This window comes from Pseudomonas sp. ML2-2023-3 (assembly GCF_037055275.1).
In the GTDB taxonomy this organism is placed as follows: domain Bacteria; phylum Pseudomonadota; class Gammaproteobacteria; order Pseudomonadales; family Pseudomonadaceae; genus Aquipseudomonas.
This window is the reverse complement of record NZ_CP146343.1, coordinates 3637261-3653236: the sequence shown is the minus strand read 5'-3', so window position 1 is coordinate 3653236 and position 15976 is coordinate 3637261. Positions and strand designations below refer to the sequence as shown.

Here is a 15976-nt window from a genome sequence, read left to right as displayed (position 1 = left end):
GGGGAAAAGCTTCAAGCCACACCCGTACACGTCCCCGCCTTTGGGGGATGGAGTAACAGGGATAATTTTTTATGATGAGTATCAAGCAGTTACAGCGGCTCTAAGGCCTGCCGCTGCTTGGCATGAAGTGTGCTCAAGCCTAAGTAAGGTGAGCACTCCGTCAGGCTTGATATTCGGACCTGCTGTTACGAGGAGTCCACCTTGGTGAACAAAATACTGGTTGTTGATGACGAACAGCTGCTTGCGCAAAACCTGCAGGATTATCTGCAGGCGCAGGGGCTGGAAGTCCAGATAGCGCACGAAGGTGCCAGGGCCATTGGTGTAGCCGAGGGTTTTGCACCCGATGTGGTGGTGTTCGATTACCGCTTGCCCGATATGGAAGGTTTTGAAGTTCTCGATACCGTTCGCCAGAACAGGACATGCCACTTTGTACTGATTACCGGGCACCCCACCACTGAAGTGTGTGATCGGGCCCGCCAGCGTGGGGTCAGTCATATCCTGTTCAAACCGTTTCCATTGGCAGAACTGGCACGGGCAATTTTTGACCTTTTAGAGGTGAAGGACCAACCGGGCACCAGCCACCCACGCGCTGAAGGATTCGTCGAACGACGCAAGAACAGGAATCAAAGTTTCCCGCTGCAGCTGTACGACGGCAGTTGGGTGCTGGAGGATCGCCGACGAACACCGGCCTCCCTTGCCCAAGACGACGAACGCTTGCTCACCGGGAAGTAGTGGCGCGACAAGCCGTTCCGGTCCAGGCCGCAATTGCTCGCCGCGTCGACAGGGCGTCAAGCCCCCGGCGTTGGAGAGCAAGCCATGGACCGTCTATCCCTTGCCGTGGAACCGGCACTGCTGGACTGCGTACCGCCTCCCTTCTCCAGTGAACAACTGGCCCAGGCCCGCGCCCTTGCCGTCACTTCAGGCGAACGGGTGCTCGAAGCCCTGGGGGTACTCTGTGAACTGGCCCCCATGCCTTTCATCGAATGCCTCGGCCGCACGTTGCACTACCCCGTTCTGGATACCGACACCCTGTTCAAGGCCACCCCGATTTTCGATCGGGTCACGCTGGCCCAGTGCCTGAAACGCGAATTCATGCTGCTGCGCCATGACGAAACGGTCATTGGCGTGTTTGCCGATCCCTTTGATACTGCGCGCCTGGCCTGGATCGATGATTGCCTCCACGGCGCGCCGCTGTACCTGGTGCATGCCGATGACCTCAAGGCCTACCTGGCCCGTCATGAAGAAAGCTTTCATGCCGTGGAATCGCTCAACGCCCAGGCCGATGCCCATGTCGAAAGCGACAACCTGCAAAGCCTGTCCCTGACCAGCATCAGTGAAGATGCCAGCGTGGTGGTCAAGCTGGTCAACTCGACCCTGTATGACGCGCTGAAAATGCACGCCAGCGATATCCACCTGGGCACTACCGGGGCCGGCCTGGTCATCAAGTACCGGATCGACGGGGTGCTGAACAACATCAGCAAGATTCAGGGCAGCGAGTTCGCCGAACAGGTGATCTCCCGGGTCAAGGTCATGGCCGAACTGGATATCGGCGAAAAGCGTGTGCCTCAGGATGGTCGCTTCAAGATTGGCATCAGTGGCCGCCAGATCGACTTTCGGGTGTCCATCATGCCGAGCATTTTCGGCGAGGACGCGGTGCTGCGGGTGCTGGACAAGCAGGACCTGGCCGACAAGGTCAGCGGCGTACAGTTGCAGGCCCTGGGCTTCGCCGATGAAACCCTGCGCCAGCTGCGGCGGCTGGCCGCCGAACCCTACGGCATGGTGCTGGTCACCGGTCCCACCGGCAGCGGCAAGACCACCACCCTCTACGCCATGATCACCGAGATCAACCACGGCGTGGACAAGATCATCACCATTGAAGACCCGGTGGAATACCAGCTGCCGGGCGTCCTGCAGATTCCGGTCAACGAGAAAAAAGGCCTGACCTTCGCCCGGGGCCTGCGCTCGATTTTGCGCCATGACCCGGACAAGATCATGGTCGGTGAAATCCGTGACCCCGATACCGCGCAGATCGCCGTGCAGTCAGCCCTCACCGGGCACCTGGTGTTCACCACCATCCACGCCAACAACGTGTTCGACGTGATTGGCCGATTCACCCAAATGGAAATCGATCCCTACAGCCTGGTCTCGGCCCTTAACGCGGTGCTCGCCCAGCGGCTGATCCGCCTGGTCTGTGCCACGTGCAGCACGCCGTATCAGCCCAGTGCCGATGAGCTGCAACTGTCCGGCCTCGATCCACAGCAGGTGGCTGCCTACAACTTTGTCCACGGCAAGGGGTGCGGCCATTGCCGGGGCACCGGTTATCGCGGGCGCACGGCCATTGCCGAGTTGCTGCACCTGGACGATGAACTGCGCCAGATGATCGTCGAGCGTCAGCCTGTTGCAAAAATCAAGGCCGTGGCCTGTAGCCGTGGCTTGCGCCTGCTGCGCGAGTCTGCCCTGGAACTGGTGATGGAAGGGCGGACCACGCTCGAGGAGATCAATCGTGTCACTTTTATCTCGTGATCAGTATGTGGCCGTGGTCGGCGCCAGTGGTGTCGGTCTGGGCCAGTGCCTCGGCGGCGAAACCCGGTGGCTGAGCAGCGTCGGCTTTATCGACGAGGGTTTTCATGCCTGGGCGGTAGCCCTGGAAACCCTCGACCGTCTGCTGGGCGAACATGCGGCGAGCGGGGCTCAATTGCGGGTGGTGATTTCCGGGCACTTCAGCCGCTTTTGCCTGGTGCCCTGGAGCGAGCAGATCAGCCGTCCCGATGAACTGCTGGGGTTCGCCAAACTGTGTTTCGAGGACCTCTACGGCGCCCAAAGCCAAGCCTGGAGCCTGGTGCTGTCAGCCGAACCGGCAGGCTACGACCGGATTGCGGCCGCCTTGCCTCAAGCACTGCTGGAGCGTTTGCGCAGCCTGGTCGCCGGGCGTGGCCTGCGCCTGAGTTCGGTCCAGCCGTACTTGATGGCCGCGTTCAATCACTTCGATAAACGCCTGGGTACGGATGATTTCCTTTTTGTCGTGGCCGAACCGGTGCGCAGCGTGTTGCTCCTGGCGCGAGAAGGGCGATGGGTGTTGGTGCGTTCGGTGGGCAGCAGCGACAGCGATGCCGCACTGAGTGCGTTGATCAGCCGTGAAATCCAGCTGCAAGCCTCCAGCAATGAGCGACCACTGAACGTTTACCTGCATGCACCAGCACGCCTGGATTCTGCGCCCGAGGTGCCGGGTGTGCTGCTCTGTACCCTGGATGAGGACCGTACGGGCGTGCGTGACAGCCTGCATGCCATGTCCCGGGCGGTGGCCTGACATGCGCGCGCTCAATCTGGATTTTCAGCCGCCTCGCCGTTCGAGCCCTCTGGGCTGGAGCCTGCTGGTGGCCGGTGTGTTGCTGGCAGCGGGCTGCCTTGTGGGGCAGCAGCATTTCAGTGCCCAGGCCCGACAACAGCAAGGCGACCTGCAGGCCACCCAACACGTGTTGACTGGCAACAGCGGCGCCAAGGGTGGCCTGACGCCAGCGCAAACCCGAGAACAGGCGCAGAACCTGGCAGAGATGCGCAAGGTTTCTCAGCAATTGCGCCGCCCGTGGGAGCGTCTGTTTGCCACCCTGGAAAGCCTGCCGCTGGACAACATCGCTTTGCTGACCCTGACCCCGGATGCACGCAAGGGCCAGGTGCGCATCAGTGCCGAAGCCCGTGACCTGGAAGCCATGCTCGACTTTCACCGGCGCCTTGAGGCCAGTGACGAGCTGTCCGATGTGTCACTGCTCAGTCACGAAATCGTCGCCAACGTGCCGGAACACCCGGTGCAATTCAACCTGTCGGCAACCTGGGAGATAGGCGATGCAAATCCCTAGACTGATCATTTACGAGTACCTGCAACGCCTGGGCGTTCCCGGCCTGGCCGGAGCGGCGCTGGTGCTGGTCGCGCTGGTGTATGGCCCGGCCGTGCTGATGCCCGACTGGCAAGCGCTGCAGCAGCTCAATCAACAGACCCGTGAAGCCAGCGAGTACCTGGCCCGTGTCGAAGACGGCAGCGTGGCGGCTCCGGCCGGACCACAACGTCAGCTCGACGATTTTCGCAGCAAGCTGCCGTCCCAGCCCCAGGCAACCGTGGCCATCGACAAGATCTACGCGCTGGCCGCCCAGGAGCACATCACCCTGGCCCGTGGCGAATACTCCCTGGGCATCGACCCCAAGACTCACCTGGCGCGTTATCAGATTTTGCTGCCTGTACGCGGCAGTTATCCGCAACTGCGCCGTTTCCTTCACGCCTTGCTGGGGCAGTTGCCTGCGGTGGTGGTGGAGGACGTGGAGTTTCAACGTAAAAAGATCGCCGACACCGACCTGACTGGCCGGATCCGCATGACCCTTTATCTGTCGAGGTCATGATGAACACTAAACGCGTGGTGGGCTGGGCAGGATTCTTCGCCGTGGCTGCGGCGCTGACCTGGGGCGCCGGGTACCTGCAACCGGCAGAGGAGAGTGACGATCAGCTCGTGGTCGCCACCCCGGGGGGCAAGAGTCCTTCCACTCTGCGGGGAGCCTTGCCTGCCGCACCGGCCACGGTCAAGGCAGCACCGATTCGCGACCTGAGCCCGGTCGGCGACCTGTTTTCCGCGCACAGCTGGAAAGCTGCAGCGGTCCTCGCCACGGTCATCGAACAACCCGTTGACGTGACCCCGGTCGAACAAGCCCCGACCGTACCGCCCATGCCCTTTCAATTTGTCGGCAGGCTTGATGATCGTCGCGACCTGCAAGTGTTCTTGCAGGACGGAGAAAAAATATACGTCGTGCGCAAAGGCGACGTAATCGACAAGACGTGGCGGATCGAGGGCATTTCCGATGTGGAACTGAGCTTCGTGTACCTGCCGCTGCACTTGTCTCAGACACTGTCTGTGGGGAGCTCGCAATGAACCGATCCCGTTTGATGATGAGCCTTGGCTTATGCGCCGCGCTCGTCGCGTGCAGCACCGCAAAGGTCGCACAAAAGGAGGCGAACGAGTTGATCGAGGCGGGCCAGTACGAAGCTGGCCTGGCGCGGATCGAGGACGGATTGCGCGAGAACCCCCGCGACACCGAATTGCACCTTGCCTTGAGCCATGGTCGCGCCCGTTCCATTACGGCGCTGATGACCGAAGCCGACCAGGACCGCGCCAAGCGCAGCTTTGCGGCAGCCCGCATGGGCTACGGCCGCGTCTTGACCATCGAGCCGAACAACCGGCGTGCCCAGGACTCCCTGCGCCAACTGGACTACCTGCGCAGCATGGATGAGAAACTGGAACTGGCCCGTGGCGACCTGCGTCGCGGCGACATTTACGGCGCCGACCGTCAGGTCAAACAGATCCTGGAACTGGACCCGACAAATGACGGCGCCCTGGAACTGCAAGGCAACATTCGCCTGGTTCAGAGCCGCAATGTCGTGCAGTACCCGCAACTGCGTACCCGTCTTGACCGGCCGGTGACCCTGGAGTTTCGCGATGCCAACCTCAAGACAATCTTCGAAGTGCTGTCCCAGGTTGCCGGTCTGAATTTCATCTTCGACAAGGACCTGCGCCCGGACATGAAAGCCACCATCTTCGTGCGTGACGTGCGCATCGAAGACGCCGTGGCCTTGCTGCTGCAGCAGAACCAGCTGCACCAGAAAGTGGTGAACGAAAACACCTTGCTGATCTACCCGGACTCGCCGCAGAAGCTCAAGGACTACCAGGAGCTGGTGATGCGCACCTTCTACCTGACCAGCATCGACGCCAACACCGCGCTGAACATGATCAAGACCATGCTCAAGACCCGCGATGTGTTTGTAGACGAACGCCTCAACACCCTGACCATGCGCGACAGCGAAGATGCGGTTCGCATGGCGGAGAAACTGCTGCAATCCCAGGACCAGTCCAACCCTGAAGTGGTGCTGGAAGTGGAAGTCATGGAAGTGGCCCGCCAGCGCATTCTCGACCTTGGCCTGCAATGGCCGAACACCTTCGGTGTATTGAACAGTGCGGGCGGGGACGTGACGGTACTGGATCAACTCAAAGGCATCACTTCCAGCCGGATCAGCATCTCGCCATCGCCCCAGGCCAAGATCAACGCTCAGGACAACGACATCAACACCCTGGCCAGCCCGGTGATCCGGGTCAGCAACCGCGAACAGGCCCGTATCCACATCGGTCAGCGCGTCCCTATCATCAGCGCCACGGCAGTGCCCTCGACCCAGGGCCCGGTGATCACCGAGAGCGTCACCTACCTGGATGTCGGCCTCAAGCTCGAAGTCCAGCCCACCGTGCACCTGAACAATGAAGTGGCGATCAAGATCGCCCTGGAAGTCAGTAACGCCACGCCGCTGCAACCCACCCGCCAAGGCACGATTCCGGTTCAGGTCGACACCCGCAACGCCCAGACCACGCTGCGCCTGCATGACGGTGAAACCCAGATTCTTGCCGGGCTGGTGCGCAACGACCATGGCGCCAGCGGCAACAAAATCCCCGGGCTGGGTGACATTCCCTGGCTGGGCCGGCTGTTCGGGAGCAACAAGGACACCGTTGGCCAATCGGAGCTGGTGCTGTCGATCACCCCACGCATCGTGCGCAACCTGCCGTACCAGAGCCCTTCGGACATGGAGTTCCCGACAGGCACCGAGACAAGCATGCACATACAGGCCCCTGAACGTGGGATGGAACCGGCGACCCGGACCGAAATCATCAACAGCCCGATGGCTGCCTCCACCCAAGTTTTCGTAGAGAAGCCTTGATCATGAACGCCTCGCAACGTGGTTTTACCTTGATCGAAGTCGTGGTGACGCTGGCCCTGATCGGCCTCCTGGCCGGCATGGCGGCGCCGCTGACCGAGACCGTGGTGCGCCGGGGCAAGGAGCAGGACCTGCGCACGTCCCTGTACCAGATTCGCGATGCCATCGACGCCTACAAGCGTGCGTTCGACGCCGGTTACATCGAGAAGTCCCTGAACAGCAGTGGCTACCCGCCGAACCTGCAAGTGCTGGTGGACGGAGTACGTGATGTGCGCAGTGCCAAGGGCGCCAAGTTCTACTTTCTGCGGCGAGTGCCCCATGACCCGATGACCTCCGTCAAGCGCGACGACGAGGGCGGTTGGGGGCTGCGTTCCTACGACAGCTCGGCGCAAAGCCCGCGTGAAGGTGAGGACGTGTTTGACGTGTACTCCAAGGCCCGGGGCAAAGGGCTCAACGGCATTGCGTACCGGGAGTGGTGAGCTTATGCGCCGGGAAAAAGGCTTTACCCTGCTGGAGCTGATGGTGGTCATGGCAATCATCGCCACCTTGATGACCATCGCCTTGCCGCGCTACTTCAACAGCCTTGAGGCCTCCAAGGAAACCACGCTGCGCCAGAGCCTCTCGGCGATGCGCGAAGCCCTGGACCACTACTACGGCGATACCGGGCACTACCCCGAATCCCTTGAGCAATTGGTGGAACAGCGCTACTTGCGCAATTCACCCATGGACCCGATTGCCGAACGCAAGGACACCTGGGTTTTGGTTCCACCTCCAGAAGGCGTGGCGGGTGGGGTGGCAGACATCAAGAGCGGTGCTACAGGGAGGGCGCGTGATGGCAGTCTTTATTCCGAGTGGTAAGCCGTCGGGCGAGGGCGGGTTCACCTACCTGGGCGTCTTGTTCCTGATCATGGTCATGGGCATGGGATTGGCCAGTGCTGGCCAGCTGTGGTCGACCGCCGCGCGCCGCAACAGCGAGCGCCAGTTGCTCTGGGTTGGCACTCAATATGCCCAGGCGTTACGCAGCTACTACCGCGCTTCTCCGGGCCTGGCCCAGTACCCGAAAGCCCTCGAAGACCTGTTGCAGGACGAGCGTTTTCCCAACGCCAAACACCATATCCGCCAGCTCTATCCAGACCCGATCGGAGGCGGCGAATGGACCCTGCAGCGCGGTTTCGACGGTCGTATCACGGGGGTCAGCAGCCCCTCTACCGTCAAGCCGCTCAAGCAGGCGGACTTTCCCAGCCAGTGGTCGGACTTCAACGGCATGGCCAGTTACAAGGACTGGCAGTTTGTGGCCGAAAAAGCCTTTCTCGACGGTACCCCACAGCGGGCCAAGGGGCAGTCCGGCGGCCTGCAGGGGGTGCAGCCATGAACTGTCGCACATTGGCCGCCGTGGTCATGGCTCTGTTAATGCCGCTTTCTGCTGCCAGGGGAGACGAAGAAATGCTCGGCTTTATCGTGGATGACACGATTTCACACATTGGCCATGACTTTTACTACTTGTTCAGTGAACGCCTGCGTGCCACCAGCCCGATGGATTTCAACCTGGTGGTACGCGAGCGACCTTCGGCGCGCTGGGGCAGCCTGGTCACGGTGGAATATCAGCAACGCCTGGTGTATCGCCGCTTCCTGGCTCCCAACACTGTGGAACTCAAGGACGAAGCCTACGAGGCCGCCGACCTGGTCCGCATGCAGATTGTCCAGCGCAAGCTGGAAACCTTGTTGCAAGACACCACGGACCTTGAGAGGGACGAATTATGAAAACAAAATCACGTTCGCAGCGTGCCTGCCTCTGGCTGTTATGCCTGGGAGGGTGTGGCCTGGCCCAGGCCACAGAGCTGGTCTACACGCCCATCAACCCGTCGTTTGGCGGCAACCCGTTGAACGGCACCTGGTTGCTGAACAATGCCCAGTCACAGAATGACTTTGACGATCCCGACATCAAGGCGCGCATCACGCCTGTCGGGACCTCGGCCCTTGAACGCTTTACCAGCCAATTGCAGTCGCGGTTGCTGGGGCAGTTGCTGGACAACATCTCCACCGGCAACACGGGGAGCCTGTCCACTGACGCTTTTATCGTCAACGTTACCGATGATTCCGGTGCACTGACCATTGTCGTGACCGACCGGGCAACCGGTGAAATCTCGGAAATCCGGGTTAATGGCCTCGCTCCCTGATGGGGCTTTGGGGCGATGGGGAGTAATGGACATGAAGACAATACTGATGCTGGGGCTATTGTGTGTTGCGTTGCAGGGTTGCAGCCTGCGTGACACGGTATCGGCCGAACAGGACACCGAGGCACCGACCCTGACACCCCGGGCGTCGACCTACTACGACTTGCTGAAAATGCCCCGGCCCAAAGGTCGCTTGATGGCGGTGGTTTACAACTTTCGCGATCAGACCGGGCAATACAAACCGACTCCGGCCAGCTCGTTTTCCACGAGCGTCACCCAGGGTGCGGCGAGCATGTTGATGGACGCCATGCAGTCCAGTGGCTGGTTCGTGGTGCTTGAGCGTGAAGGCCTGCAGAACCTGCTGACCGAGCGCAAGATCATTCGTGCCTCGCAGAAAAAAGCCGACACCCCGGTCAATATCCAGGGTGAGTTGCCCCCCTTGCAGGCGGCAAACCTGATGCTCGAAGGCGGCATCATTGCCTACGACACCAACGTGCGCAGCGGCGGGGAGGGTGCGCGGTACCTGGGCATCGATATTTCCCGTGAATACCGGGTGGATCAGGTGTCGGTCAACCTGCGGGCGGTGGACGTGCGCAGCGGCCAGGTGCTGGCGAATGTCATGACCAGCAAGACCATCTACTCGGTAGGCCGTAGTGCCGGGGTGTTCAAGTTCATCGAATTCAAGAAACTGCTTGAGGCCGAAGTGGGTTACACCACCAACGAACCGGCGCAGCTGTGTGTGTTGTCGGCCATTGAATCGGCGGTCGGGCACCTGGTGGCCCAGGGCATTGAGCGCAAGATGTGGCAAGTGGCGGGGGACAGTTCAACCCCATTGCAGAACGAGACACTGGGCCGTTACCTGACCCAGAACAAAGTCGACCCTGACGCTGAATGACCGAACTGCAGATGGTACAGCCGCAGTGAGCCAGGAACACTGCGGCGTCAGCCTTGCAGGCAAGCCATCTCCCACAGGTTTCAAGGTGCTCACAGCATCCGCGCCCTGACACAAACCCACCTGCTGTGGGAGCGGGCTTGCTCGCGAAGGCCTCACCTCGATGAGCCTGAAACACCGCGGCGTCAGCCTCGCAGGCAAGCCATCTCCCACAGGTTTCAAGGTGCTCACAACATCCGCGCCCTGACACAAACCACACCTGCTGGCCATGGCAGGCACTCTGTTCGCACAGCCATAAAAAAACCGCGGCCCTGTATGAAGGGGGCCGCGGTTTTTTTACCTCGGGCTTATTGCTGAAACACGGTCGCCTGGTTGGCCGAGCCGGATTGCTGCACGGTCGCCAGTTGCGTCACCCCACTCTGGTCGACACGGGCGATGTTGCCTGTCCCGCCCTGGGTCACGTAAGCCACGTTAAGAGTGTCGGCCTGTTTGACCGTGATCTGGTTGTCACTGCCATACAGCTGTGCGGTGAACGCCTGGTTGCCACTGCCGGACTGCTCGAACGTGGTGCTGTTGCCGTTGCCGTTGGAGAAGCCCTGGGCCAGGTTGGTGGTGCCGCGCTGGTCTGCGATGAGGATGTTGTCGCTGCCGTTCTGATCAAAGTACAGCTCGTTGTAGTTGTCGGCCTGGTTGATGGTGGTTGCGTTGCCAGTGCCTGACTGATGGGTCGTCATGATGTGGCCGACGCCGTCCTGGGTGAAACTGGCCACGTTGCCACTGCCCACCTGGTTGACCGTTGCCCGTTGGTCCTTGCCGAACTGACCTCCTGTTTGCGGGCCTTTCCAGTTGCTGGCGTAGACTTTGTTGTCGCTACCCAGGGAGGTGGCGGTCAGCACCTGGTTTTCACCGGCCTGATAGGTGAAGTGCACGTTGCCCGTGCCTTCCTGGTACAGCGCCAGTGTCGAGTTGACCGATTCAAACTGGTCGGCGTAGATGGCATTCAGATCACCCACCTGCAGGATCTGGGCAAAGTTGTTTTCGCCAAAGCTCTGGTCGACCACCGCTTCGTTGCTCAGTCCGTACTGATTGATGGTGGTCAGGCTGCCGGTCTGGGTCTCTTGCCAGACTTCGGTGCCGTTGTAATCGCCATACTGGTTGACCGTCACGTTACCACCCAGGCCGTTGCGCTGATCGGCGTAGGCGTAGTTGCCATCGCCTGCCTGGTTGATATCGATCTGGCCGGCGGTGTGGAACACTTGCTCAGCCGTGCCGTAGTTGGTGTTGCCGTACTGGATGACCAGGGCGTTGTTGGCGACGCCCGGAGAAATCTGCTCGATATAGGCTTCGTTGCCGTCACCGAACTGCAGGGTTTTGCCGGTGGTACCGTCCTGGCTGTCCTGATAGATAAACGAAAAGTTGCCGACGCCTTGCTGCAGTTGCAGCGCGACGCTGCCCCCTTCGCCGATCGACTGGCTGGCGTGGCTGACGTTGAAGGATCCGAGCTGTTGCTGGGTGATGGTGCTGGAGCTCTCGTACAGTTGCTCGCCGTACGCTGCGTTGTAATCACCTTCCTGATGTTGCTCGATGGGGCTGGTCGCGTGGTCCTGTACGGCGGCAGCGTCGTTGCCCTGGCCTGACTGCTGCTGGTTGGCTGTGCTGAACGGGGCCTGGCTTTGCTTTACATCGGCAATGTTGGCCGTCCCGTACTGGTTCTGGGTGGACAGGCTGTCGTCAGCCATGGACTGGGCACTGACAATGACCAGGATGGCGGCGGTGAGGGGCGTCAGTTTGAACATGATGAAACCTCCAGGTAGCGCAGTGCTTTAACGATATTGTTTGACTGAAACGCTCATGCCATTACCTGCCTGGTTGACGGCGCTTTGCAGCCCCGTACCGGCCTGATCGATGGTGGCGTCGTTGTTGTTGCCGTTCTGGGATATCTGCGCACGGTTGTGACTGCCGCTCTGGCTGATGTCAGCGCTGTTGCCACTGCCTTGCTGGGTGATCATTGCCATCAGGTCGTTGCCCTGTTGCAGGATGAAGGCTTCCTGATTGCTGCCGGACTGCACAATGGTGCCCAGCAATGACTGGCCGTTCTGTTGCACGTTGGCGGTATTGGCCTGTCCGTACTGCTGGATCAATGCCTGCTGGCCAACCGGCGCGGGCAACTCGCCAAGGTCGGATGCGGCGCCGAGGTCGTCGTTTTCCATCAAGTCATCGGCCTGCGCGCCCGCGCCGCAACCCAGCGCAAGCATGCAGAGCAGGACGACGGTTGAAGTGTTCATGGGGTGTCCTCTGGCAGGAGTTGCGCCCCATCAGCGCACGGCTGATGGGGCACAGGCTCAGTTCGCGGTAACCGACACGGTACGTACGGTGCCTTGGGACGAGGTGATGGTCGCGGTCGGGTTGGCCGACGGCGCCACGGTGGTGATGTTGTTCACCGTCAGGCGCCAGCGCCCGGTCACCGGTACCGTGGTAGTGCCCAGTGTTGCCAGCCCGGTCGGGGTGCTGACCTGGATGGTGATGGTATTGCCGGTGACCACCGATGATGTACCGGCAAAGTCCCAGGTGAAGCGGTTGTTGGAGCGTGCCGAGACGGTTGCCGTGGTGACGGTAAAGGTTTCCGCCGCCGGTCTTGGCGAGACTTGCACGGTTACCGTGGCGGGTGCGGTAGCGACCGCTCCCAGGCTGTCCCGTGGGGTGTAGGTGAAGGTCGTGGTAAAGGCCGCTGTCACCGTGGCGGGCGGGGTGTACGTGAGTACCGTGCCATTGCTGGTGACTGTGCCGCGACCCGCTGCCGGTTGGGTGAAGCTGGCGACTGCCAGCGGCAAGTTGCCTTCCGGGTCGGTGTCGTTGGCCAGCACACTGATCGGAATGGCGACACCCAGGGTCGCGACGGCATCGTTGACGCCGACTGGAGGCCGGTTTGGCGCAACGGTAATGCTGACGGTGGCTGCCGTGGTCGAGGCGAGGCCTTTGATGTCCTGTGCCTTGTAGGTGAAGGTGGTGGTCAGCGGTGCATTGACCACTGCCGGTGGGGTGTAGATGACCGCGGTACTGCCGCTCAGGGCCACTGTGCCTTGCCCGGCAGGAGGCTGGGTCAATGCGGTGATGCTGAGCGGTATGTTGCCATCCGGGTCACTGTCGTTGGCCAGCAGGTTGAGGGTGATCGGCACGCCGGAGCTGGTACTGCCGGTATCGGCAATGGCGATCGGCGGCTGATTGGCGCCGATGTTCGGCGCAGTCCCCACAACCACCACGGGTTCGGTGTCACTGCCCCCCGCTGCAGATTTGACGGTTACACTGGCTGGAGGTTGAACCAGGCCGGCGACGGTTATCTTCTGCAAGGTACCGGTTTTGGACAGGCGTCCGTAGCCTTGGGCAACCATGTCTGGAATGGCCACTTCATCGGTTGAGGTGGCCTCGATCACCAGGCTTTTGTTGTCCCAGCTATAGCGCGCAGTCTGGATTTTCACCAGGTCGGTCAGCTTGCTCGACACCGAGGTCGGGCGTGTGGTGCCGGTGGGGTTGGTGGCCGTCACCACCACGACCGGTGGCACGGCTCCGGTGAGCAAGCGTTGCCCGAAGAAGAGGCCATTGTTGTCGCCAATCAGGTTGGTCTGGCAAGGCGACTGGGGTGGCCCGGCGACCAGGGCAATGGATTCGCGAAAGCACACGGACGAGGTGTTCGCGCCCTTGGCGAACACTTCGACACGAGTATTGCTGCCAGCGCCGGCAGTGGTCCGTCGGTAGGTCGCGCGTGAAATTTCGACTGGCGTTTGCGCCCGGTTGTCGAGCACCTTGCCAGCGACACTGAAAAGGCTGGTCTGGATAGTGCCCGTCGGCCCGGTGATACGCACGAAGTTGGTGTTGTTGGGGCTGCCGGTCACTAGTTCGGTGAGGTTGGGGTCACCCACGAAGGTTTCGACGGCGCCGGTGTCCGGGTTCACTTCGGTATAAGGCCCGTTGACGCTGCGCAGGAACGGCCCGATGGCACCGTTTACCGCGCCGCTGAAGTTGCCCGGCGCCCCGATGCCGACGTCGCGGGTAATGTTGATTGCCCTGCGCCCCGGTGTGGTCACGTTGACGGTTTCCACGCCATAGGGGTGGGTAATGGTGTAGACCCCCGCAACGGGAACCGAGACCCGGATGCGGATGCGCGCAAAGCTCTGCTGGTCGCCGTCCACCGGGTTTTCCGAGGCGAAGGCGGCTTCGATCCCGGCCACGTAGGCGTCCATTTCAAAGCCGCTGTTACCCACAGCGGGAATGGTGGCTTCGGCGAGGAACCAGAAGGCTTCTGGTGGCCAGTTGTCCGGAAACACCATCGGCTGGGTGTCGTCGTAAATGCCCGGCTCCGGCAGCAGCGTGCACATGTAGGCCGGTGGCACGCTGACCGCTACCCGCGAGCTGGCTGCCCGGGACTGGCACAGTTCCATCGACAGCAGGTTTTTGTCCTGATACCACATGGGGAATTTCCCAGTGGCAAAGGTGTAGGGGCCAGGGTCGACGGCTGCGAGTTGAGCGAATGCGCTGCCGGTCAGCGATAGAGTCAGTCCCAGGGCGTTGAGCGCCAGGCGTGGCCAATTGTTCATGATGCCTCCTGATGGGGGTCTGGGCATGTGAGCGTTCATTGCACAATGACCACTTCTTCGATATCGCTGCCGCCATTGGATGACGTCACGCGGACTTTGGCTGGCGGGATCGGCGAGATGCCCGTGGTCAGCGTTTTCACCGCTGCGCTGCCACTCAATGCGCCGATGGCAGCACCGGTGCCGGACGTGGCGGTAAGGGCCGGCGGCGAGGTTTCATCGCTGGTCGTGGCCACGAGAGTCAGTTGCCCGGAACTCAGGCTGTATTCGGCACGCTGGATCACCACCAGGTCGGTCAGTGCCATGGGCAGGGTGGTCGGCGTACTGCTGGCAATTGCCAGATGGTTGTCGGCCGTGACTTGCAAGGTGGTTGGCAAGGTCGGATTGACCGGGTTCTGGACATACCAGCTCCCGGTGGTGTCGGCTTCGGTCAGTTTCAGCGCCGGGGTGCTGCTGCTAAGGGAAACAGTGGCCGGAGGCGGAGGTGCCAGGACAAACACGTCCTGCTGGGCGATGGGGGCGCTGGCACCCTGTTTGCGTGAGTAGGTGCTGCGTTGGGTGATCAGCGGTGTTGGCCGTACCACGGTGGACAATTTGCCCGAGACGGCAAACACCGTGCTGCGCAAGTCCAGCCCGCCGGGGCCTTCGATGCGGATGTAGTTGGTGTTGAACGGACTGCCGGTCACGGCTTCGGTGAGGTTCGGGTCGCCGATGAACTGTTCGGCGCCACCGCTCACCGGGTTGGTTTCGGTGTAGGGGCCGTTGACGCTGCGCAGGAACGGCCCGATATCGCCCTTGAGGGCGCCATCGTAGGTTTTGGGGGCCCCGATGCCGATGTCCCGGGTCATATTGATTGCCCGGCGCCCCGGGGTGTCGACGGTGAACACCTCGATACCGTAGGGGTGGGTGATCACGTACGTACCGGCAGTGGGTACATCGACGCGAATCCGCACGCGGGCAAAACTGATCTGGTCACCCTCGATCGGCTCATCGGCGGCGAAGGCCGCTTCGATCGCCGAGCCGTAGGCCAGGTTGATCCCCCTGGCGGCATCGACGATGGTGCCGTCAGCAGTGAACCAGAACGCTTCGTCAGGGAAGTTGGTGGGAAACACCACGGGCTGTGCATCATCGAATACGCCGGGGGTTGGCAGCAGGTTGCACATGTAGGTCGGTGCACCCGGTGTGCCGGGCACCCGGGAACTCACCGCTTTGGACAGGCACAAGTCGAGGGTACGGCCGTGGCTGTCCTGGTACCAGGCGGCAAAGCCGCCGTTGGCAGGTGTGTAAGGCCCGGTGTCGACTGCAAACAGCGCTGCCTGGGAAATGCTTTGGGCCAGGGCGCTGACGGCCAGAACGGCCGCCGTTTTGGACAGTAAAGGGTGCATGTGTATTCCCTCTAATGGAAACCTGCCCCTCGGAGGTGGGCCAGTTAGGAGGGTTTTGGCAAATTCCATACCAACAGCCCGTAATGTCCCTGAAAGCCCCGGCTACAAGCGCCTCGCGCCGTTGAACAGCGGATCAGCCAGGTTTTCAGGGCGGGCATCTGTCCCCACACCTGGGGTCAGTTGGGGGGCAGCGGGGG

The 15976-nt window shown here is 61.5% G+C and carries 17 protein-coding genes; 13 read left to right on the top strand and 4 right to left on the bottom strand.

Annotated elements, in window-relative coordinates; translation table 11 throughout:
- The first annotated feature begins 201 nt into the window (after nucleotides 1-201).
- From V6P94_RS16770 to V6P94_RS16710, 13 genes are all read left to right on the top strand, one after another.
- Nucleotides 202-732: a response regulator gene (locus V6P94_RS16770; protein ID WP_326397817.1), complete on the top strand. Its 531-nt coding sequence runs from the start codon at nucleotides 202-204 to the stop codon at nucleotides 730-732.
- A gap of 84 nt (nucleotides 733-816) precedes the next feature.
- A complete protein-coding gene (locus V6P94_RS16765) occupies nucleotides 817-2523 on the top strand; it encodes a GspE/PulE family protein (protein WP_133079436.1) in 1707 nt (568 codons plus the stop codon).
- The gene (locus tag V6P94_RS16760; RefSeq protein WP_326397819.1) at nucleotides 2504-3307 is read left to right on the top strand and encodes a hypothetical protein; all 804 of its coding nucleotides are present in this window, start codon (nucleotides 2504-2506) and stop codon (nucleotides 3305-3307) included. The genes V6P94_RS16765 and V6P94_RS16760 overlap by 20 nt, the downstream gene beginning before the upstream one ends.
- A gap of 1 nt (nucleotide 3308) precedes the next feature.
- On the top strand, nucleotides 3309-3854 hold the full coding sequence (locus V6P94_RS16755) for a PilN domain-containing protein (protein WP_326397820.1): 546 nt from the start codon (nucleotides 3309-3311) through the stop codon (nucleotides 3852-3854).
- On the top strand, nucleotides 3841-4389 hold the full coding sequence (locus V6P94_RS16750; protein WP_219261740.1) for a GspMb/PilO family protein: 549 nt from the start codon (nucleotides 3841-3843) through the stop codon (nucleotides 4387-4389). Before V6P94_RS16755 ends, V6P94_RS16750 begins: the two co-directional genes overlap by 14 nt.
- Nucleotides 4389-4913, top strand: coding sequence for a hypothetical protein (locus V6P94_RS16745; RefSeq protein ID WP_326397821.1), 525 nt, complete (start codon nucleotides 4389-4391; stop codon nucleotides 4911-4913). The genes V6P94_RS16750 and V6P94_RS16745 overlap by 1 nt, the downstream gene beginning before the upstream one ends.
- A complete protein-coding gene (locus tag V6P94_RS16740) occupies nucleotides 4910-6742 on the top strand; it encodes a secretin N-terminal domain-containing protein (protein WP_133079441.1) in 1833 nt (610 codons plus the stop codon). The genes V6P94_RS16745 and V6P94_RS16740 overlap by 4 nt, the downstream gene beginning before the upstream one ends.
- A 2-nt stretch (nucleotides 6743-6744) precedes the next feature.
- On the top strand, nucleotides 6745-7218 hold the full coding sequence (locus V6P94_RS16735; protein ID WP_219261743.1) for a type II secretion system protein: 474 nt from the start codon (nucleotides 6745-6747) through the stop codon (nucleotides 7216-7218).
- 4 nt (nucleotides 7219-7222) lie between these two features.
- Nucleotides 7223-7597: a type II secretion system protein gene (locus V6P94_RS16730; RefSeq protein WP_219261744.1), complete on the top strand. Its 375-nt coding sequence runs from the start codon at nucleotides 7223-7225 to the stop codon at nucleotides 7595-7597.
- Nucleotides 7572-8111 carry a type II secretion system protein gene (locus tag V6P94_RS16725; RefSeq protein ID WP_326397822.1) on the top strand — a complete coding sequence of 180 codons (540 nt, stop codon included), beginning with the start codon at nucleotides 7572-7574 and terminating at the stop codon, nucleotides 8109-8111. Before V6P94_RS16730 ends, V6P94_RS16725 begins: the two co-directional genes overlap by 26 nt.
- A gap of 26 nt (nucleotides 8112-8137) precedes the next feature.
- Nucleotides 8138-8500 (top strand): curli production assembly/transport protein CsgE, encoded by a 363-nt coding sequence (gene csgE, locus V6P94_RS16720; RefSeq protein WP_257622883.1) that lies wholly within the window; start codon nucleotides 8138-8140, stop codon nucleotides 8498-8500.
- A complete protein-coding gene (locus tag V6P94_RS16715; RefSeq protein ID WP_133079446.1) occupies nucleotides 8497-8916 on the top strand; it encodes a curli assembly protein CsgF in 420 nt (139 codons plus the stop codon). Before csgE ends, V6P94_RS16715 begins: the two co-directional genes overlap by 4 nt.
- Before the next feature lie 31 nt (nucleotides 8917-8947).
- Nucleotides 8948-9808 (top strand): CsgG/HfaB family protein, encoded by an 861-nt coding sequence (locus V6P94_RS16710; protein WP_133079447.1) that lies wholly within the window; start codon nucleotides 8948-8950, stop codon nucleotides 9806-9808.
- A gap of 344 nt (nucleotides 9809-10152) precedes the next feature.
- Here V6P94_RS16710 and V6P94_RS16705 read toward each other — a convergent pair whose 3' ends face one another.
- The 4 genes from V6P94_RS16705 to V6P94_RS16690 are packed head-to-tail and all read right to left on the bottom strand — an operon-like array spanning nucleotide 10153 to nucleotide 15779.
- On the bottom strand, nucleotides 10153-11601 hold the full coding sequence (locus V6P94_RS16705; RefSeq protein WP_326397823.1) for a curlin: 1449 nt from the start codon (nucleotides 11599-11601) through the stop codon (nucleotides 10153-10155).
- 27 nt (nucleotides 11602-11628) lie between these two features.
- Nucleotides 11629-12090: a curlin gene (locus V6P94_RS16700; protein ID WP_219261748.1), complete on the bottom strand. Its 462-nt coding sequence runs from the start codon at nucleotides 12088-12090 to the stop codon at nucleotides 11629-11631.
- Nucleotides 12091-12147: 57 nt separating this feature from the next.
- Complete coding sequence (locus tag V6P94_RS16695) at nucleotides 12148-14397, bottom strand: Ig-like domain-containing protein (RefSeq protein WP_219261749.1); 2250 nt, start codon at nucleotides 14395-14397, stop codon at nucleotides 12148-12150.
- 35 nt (nucleotides 14398-14432) lie between these two features.
- Nucleotides 14433-15779, bottom strand: coding sequence for a hypothetical protein (locus V6P94_RS16690; protein ID WP_219261750.1), 1347 nt, complete (start codon nucleotides 15777-15779; stop codon nucleotides 14433-14435).
- Nucleotides 15780-15976: the final 197 nt, after the last annotated feature.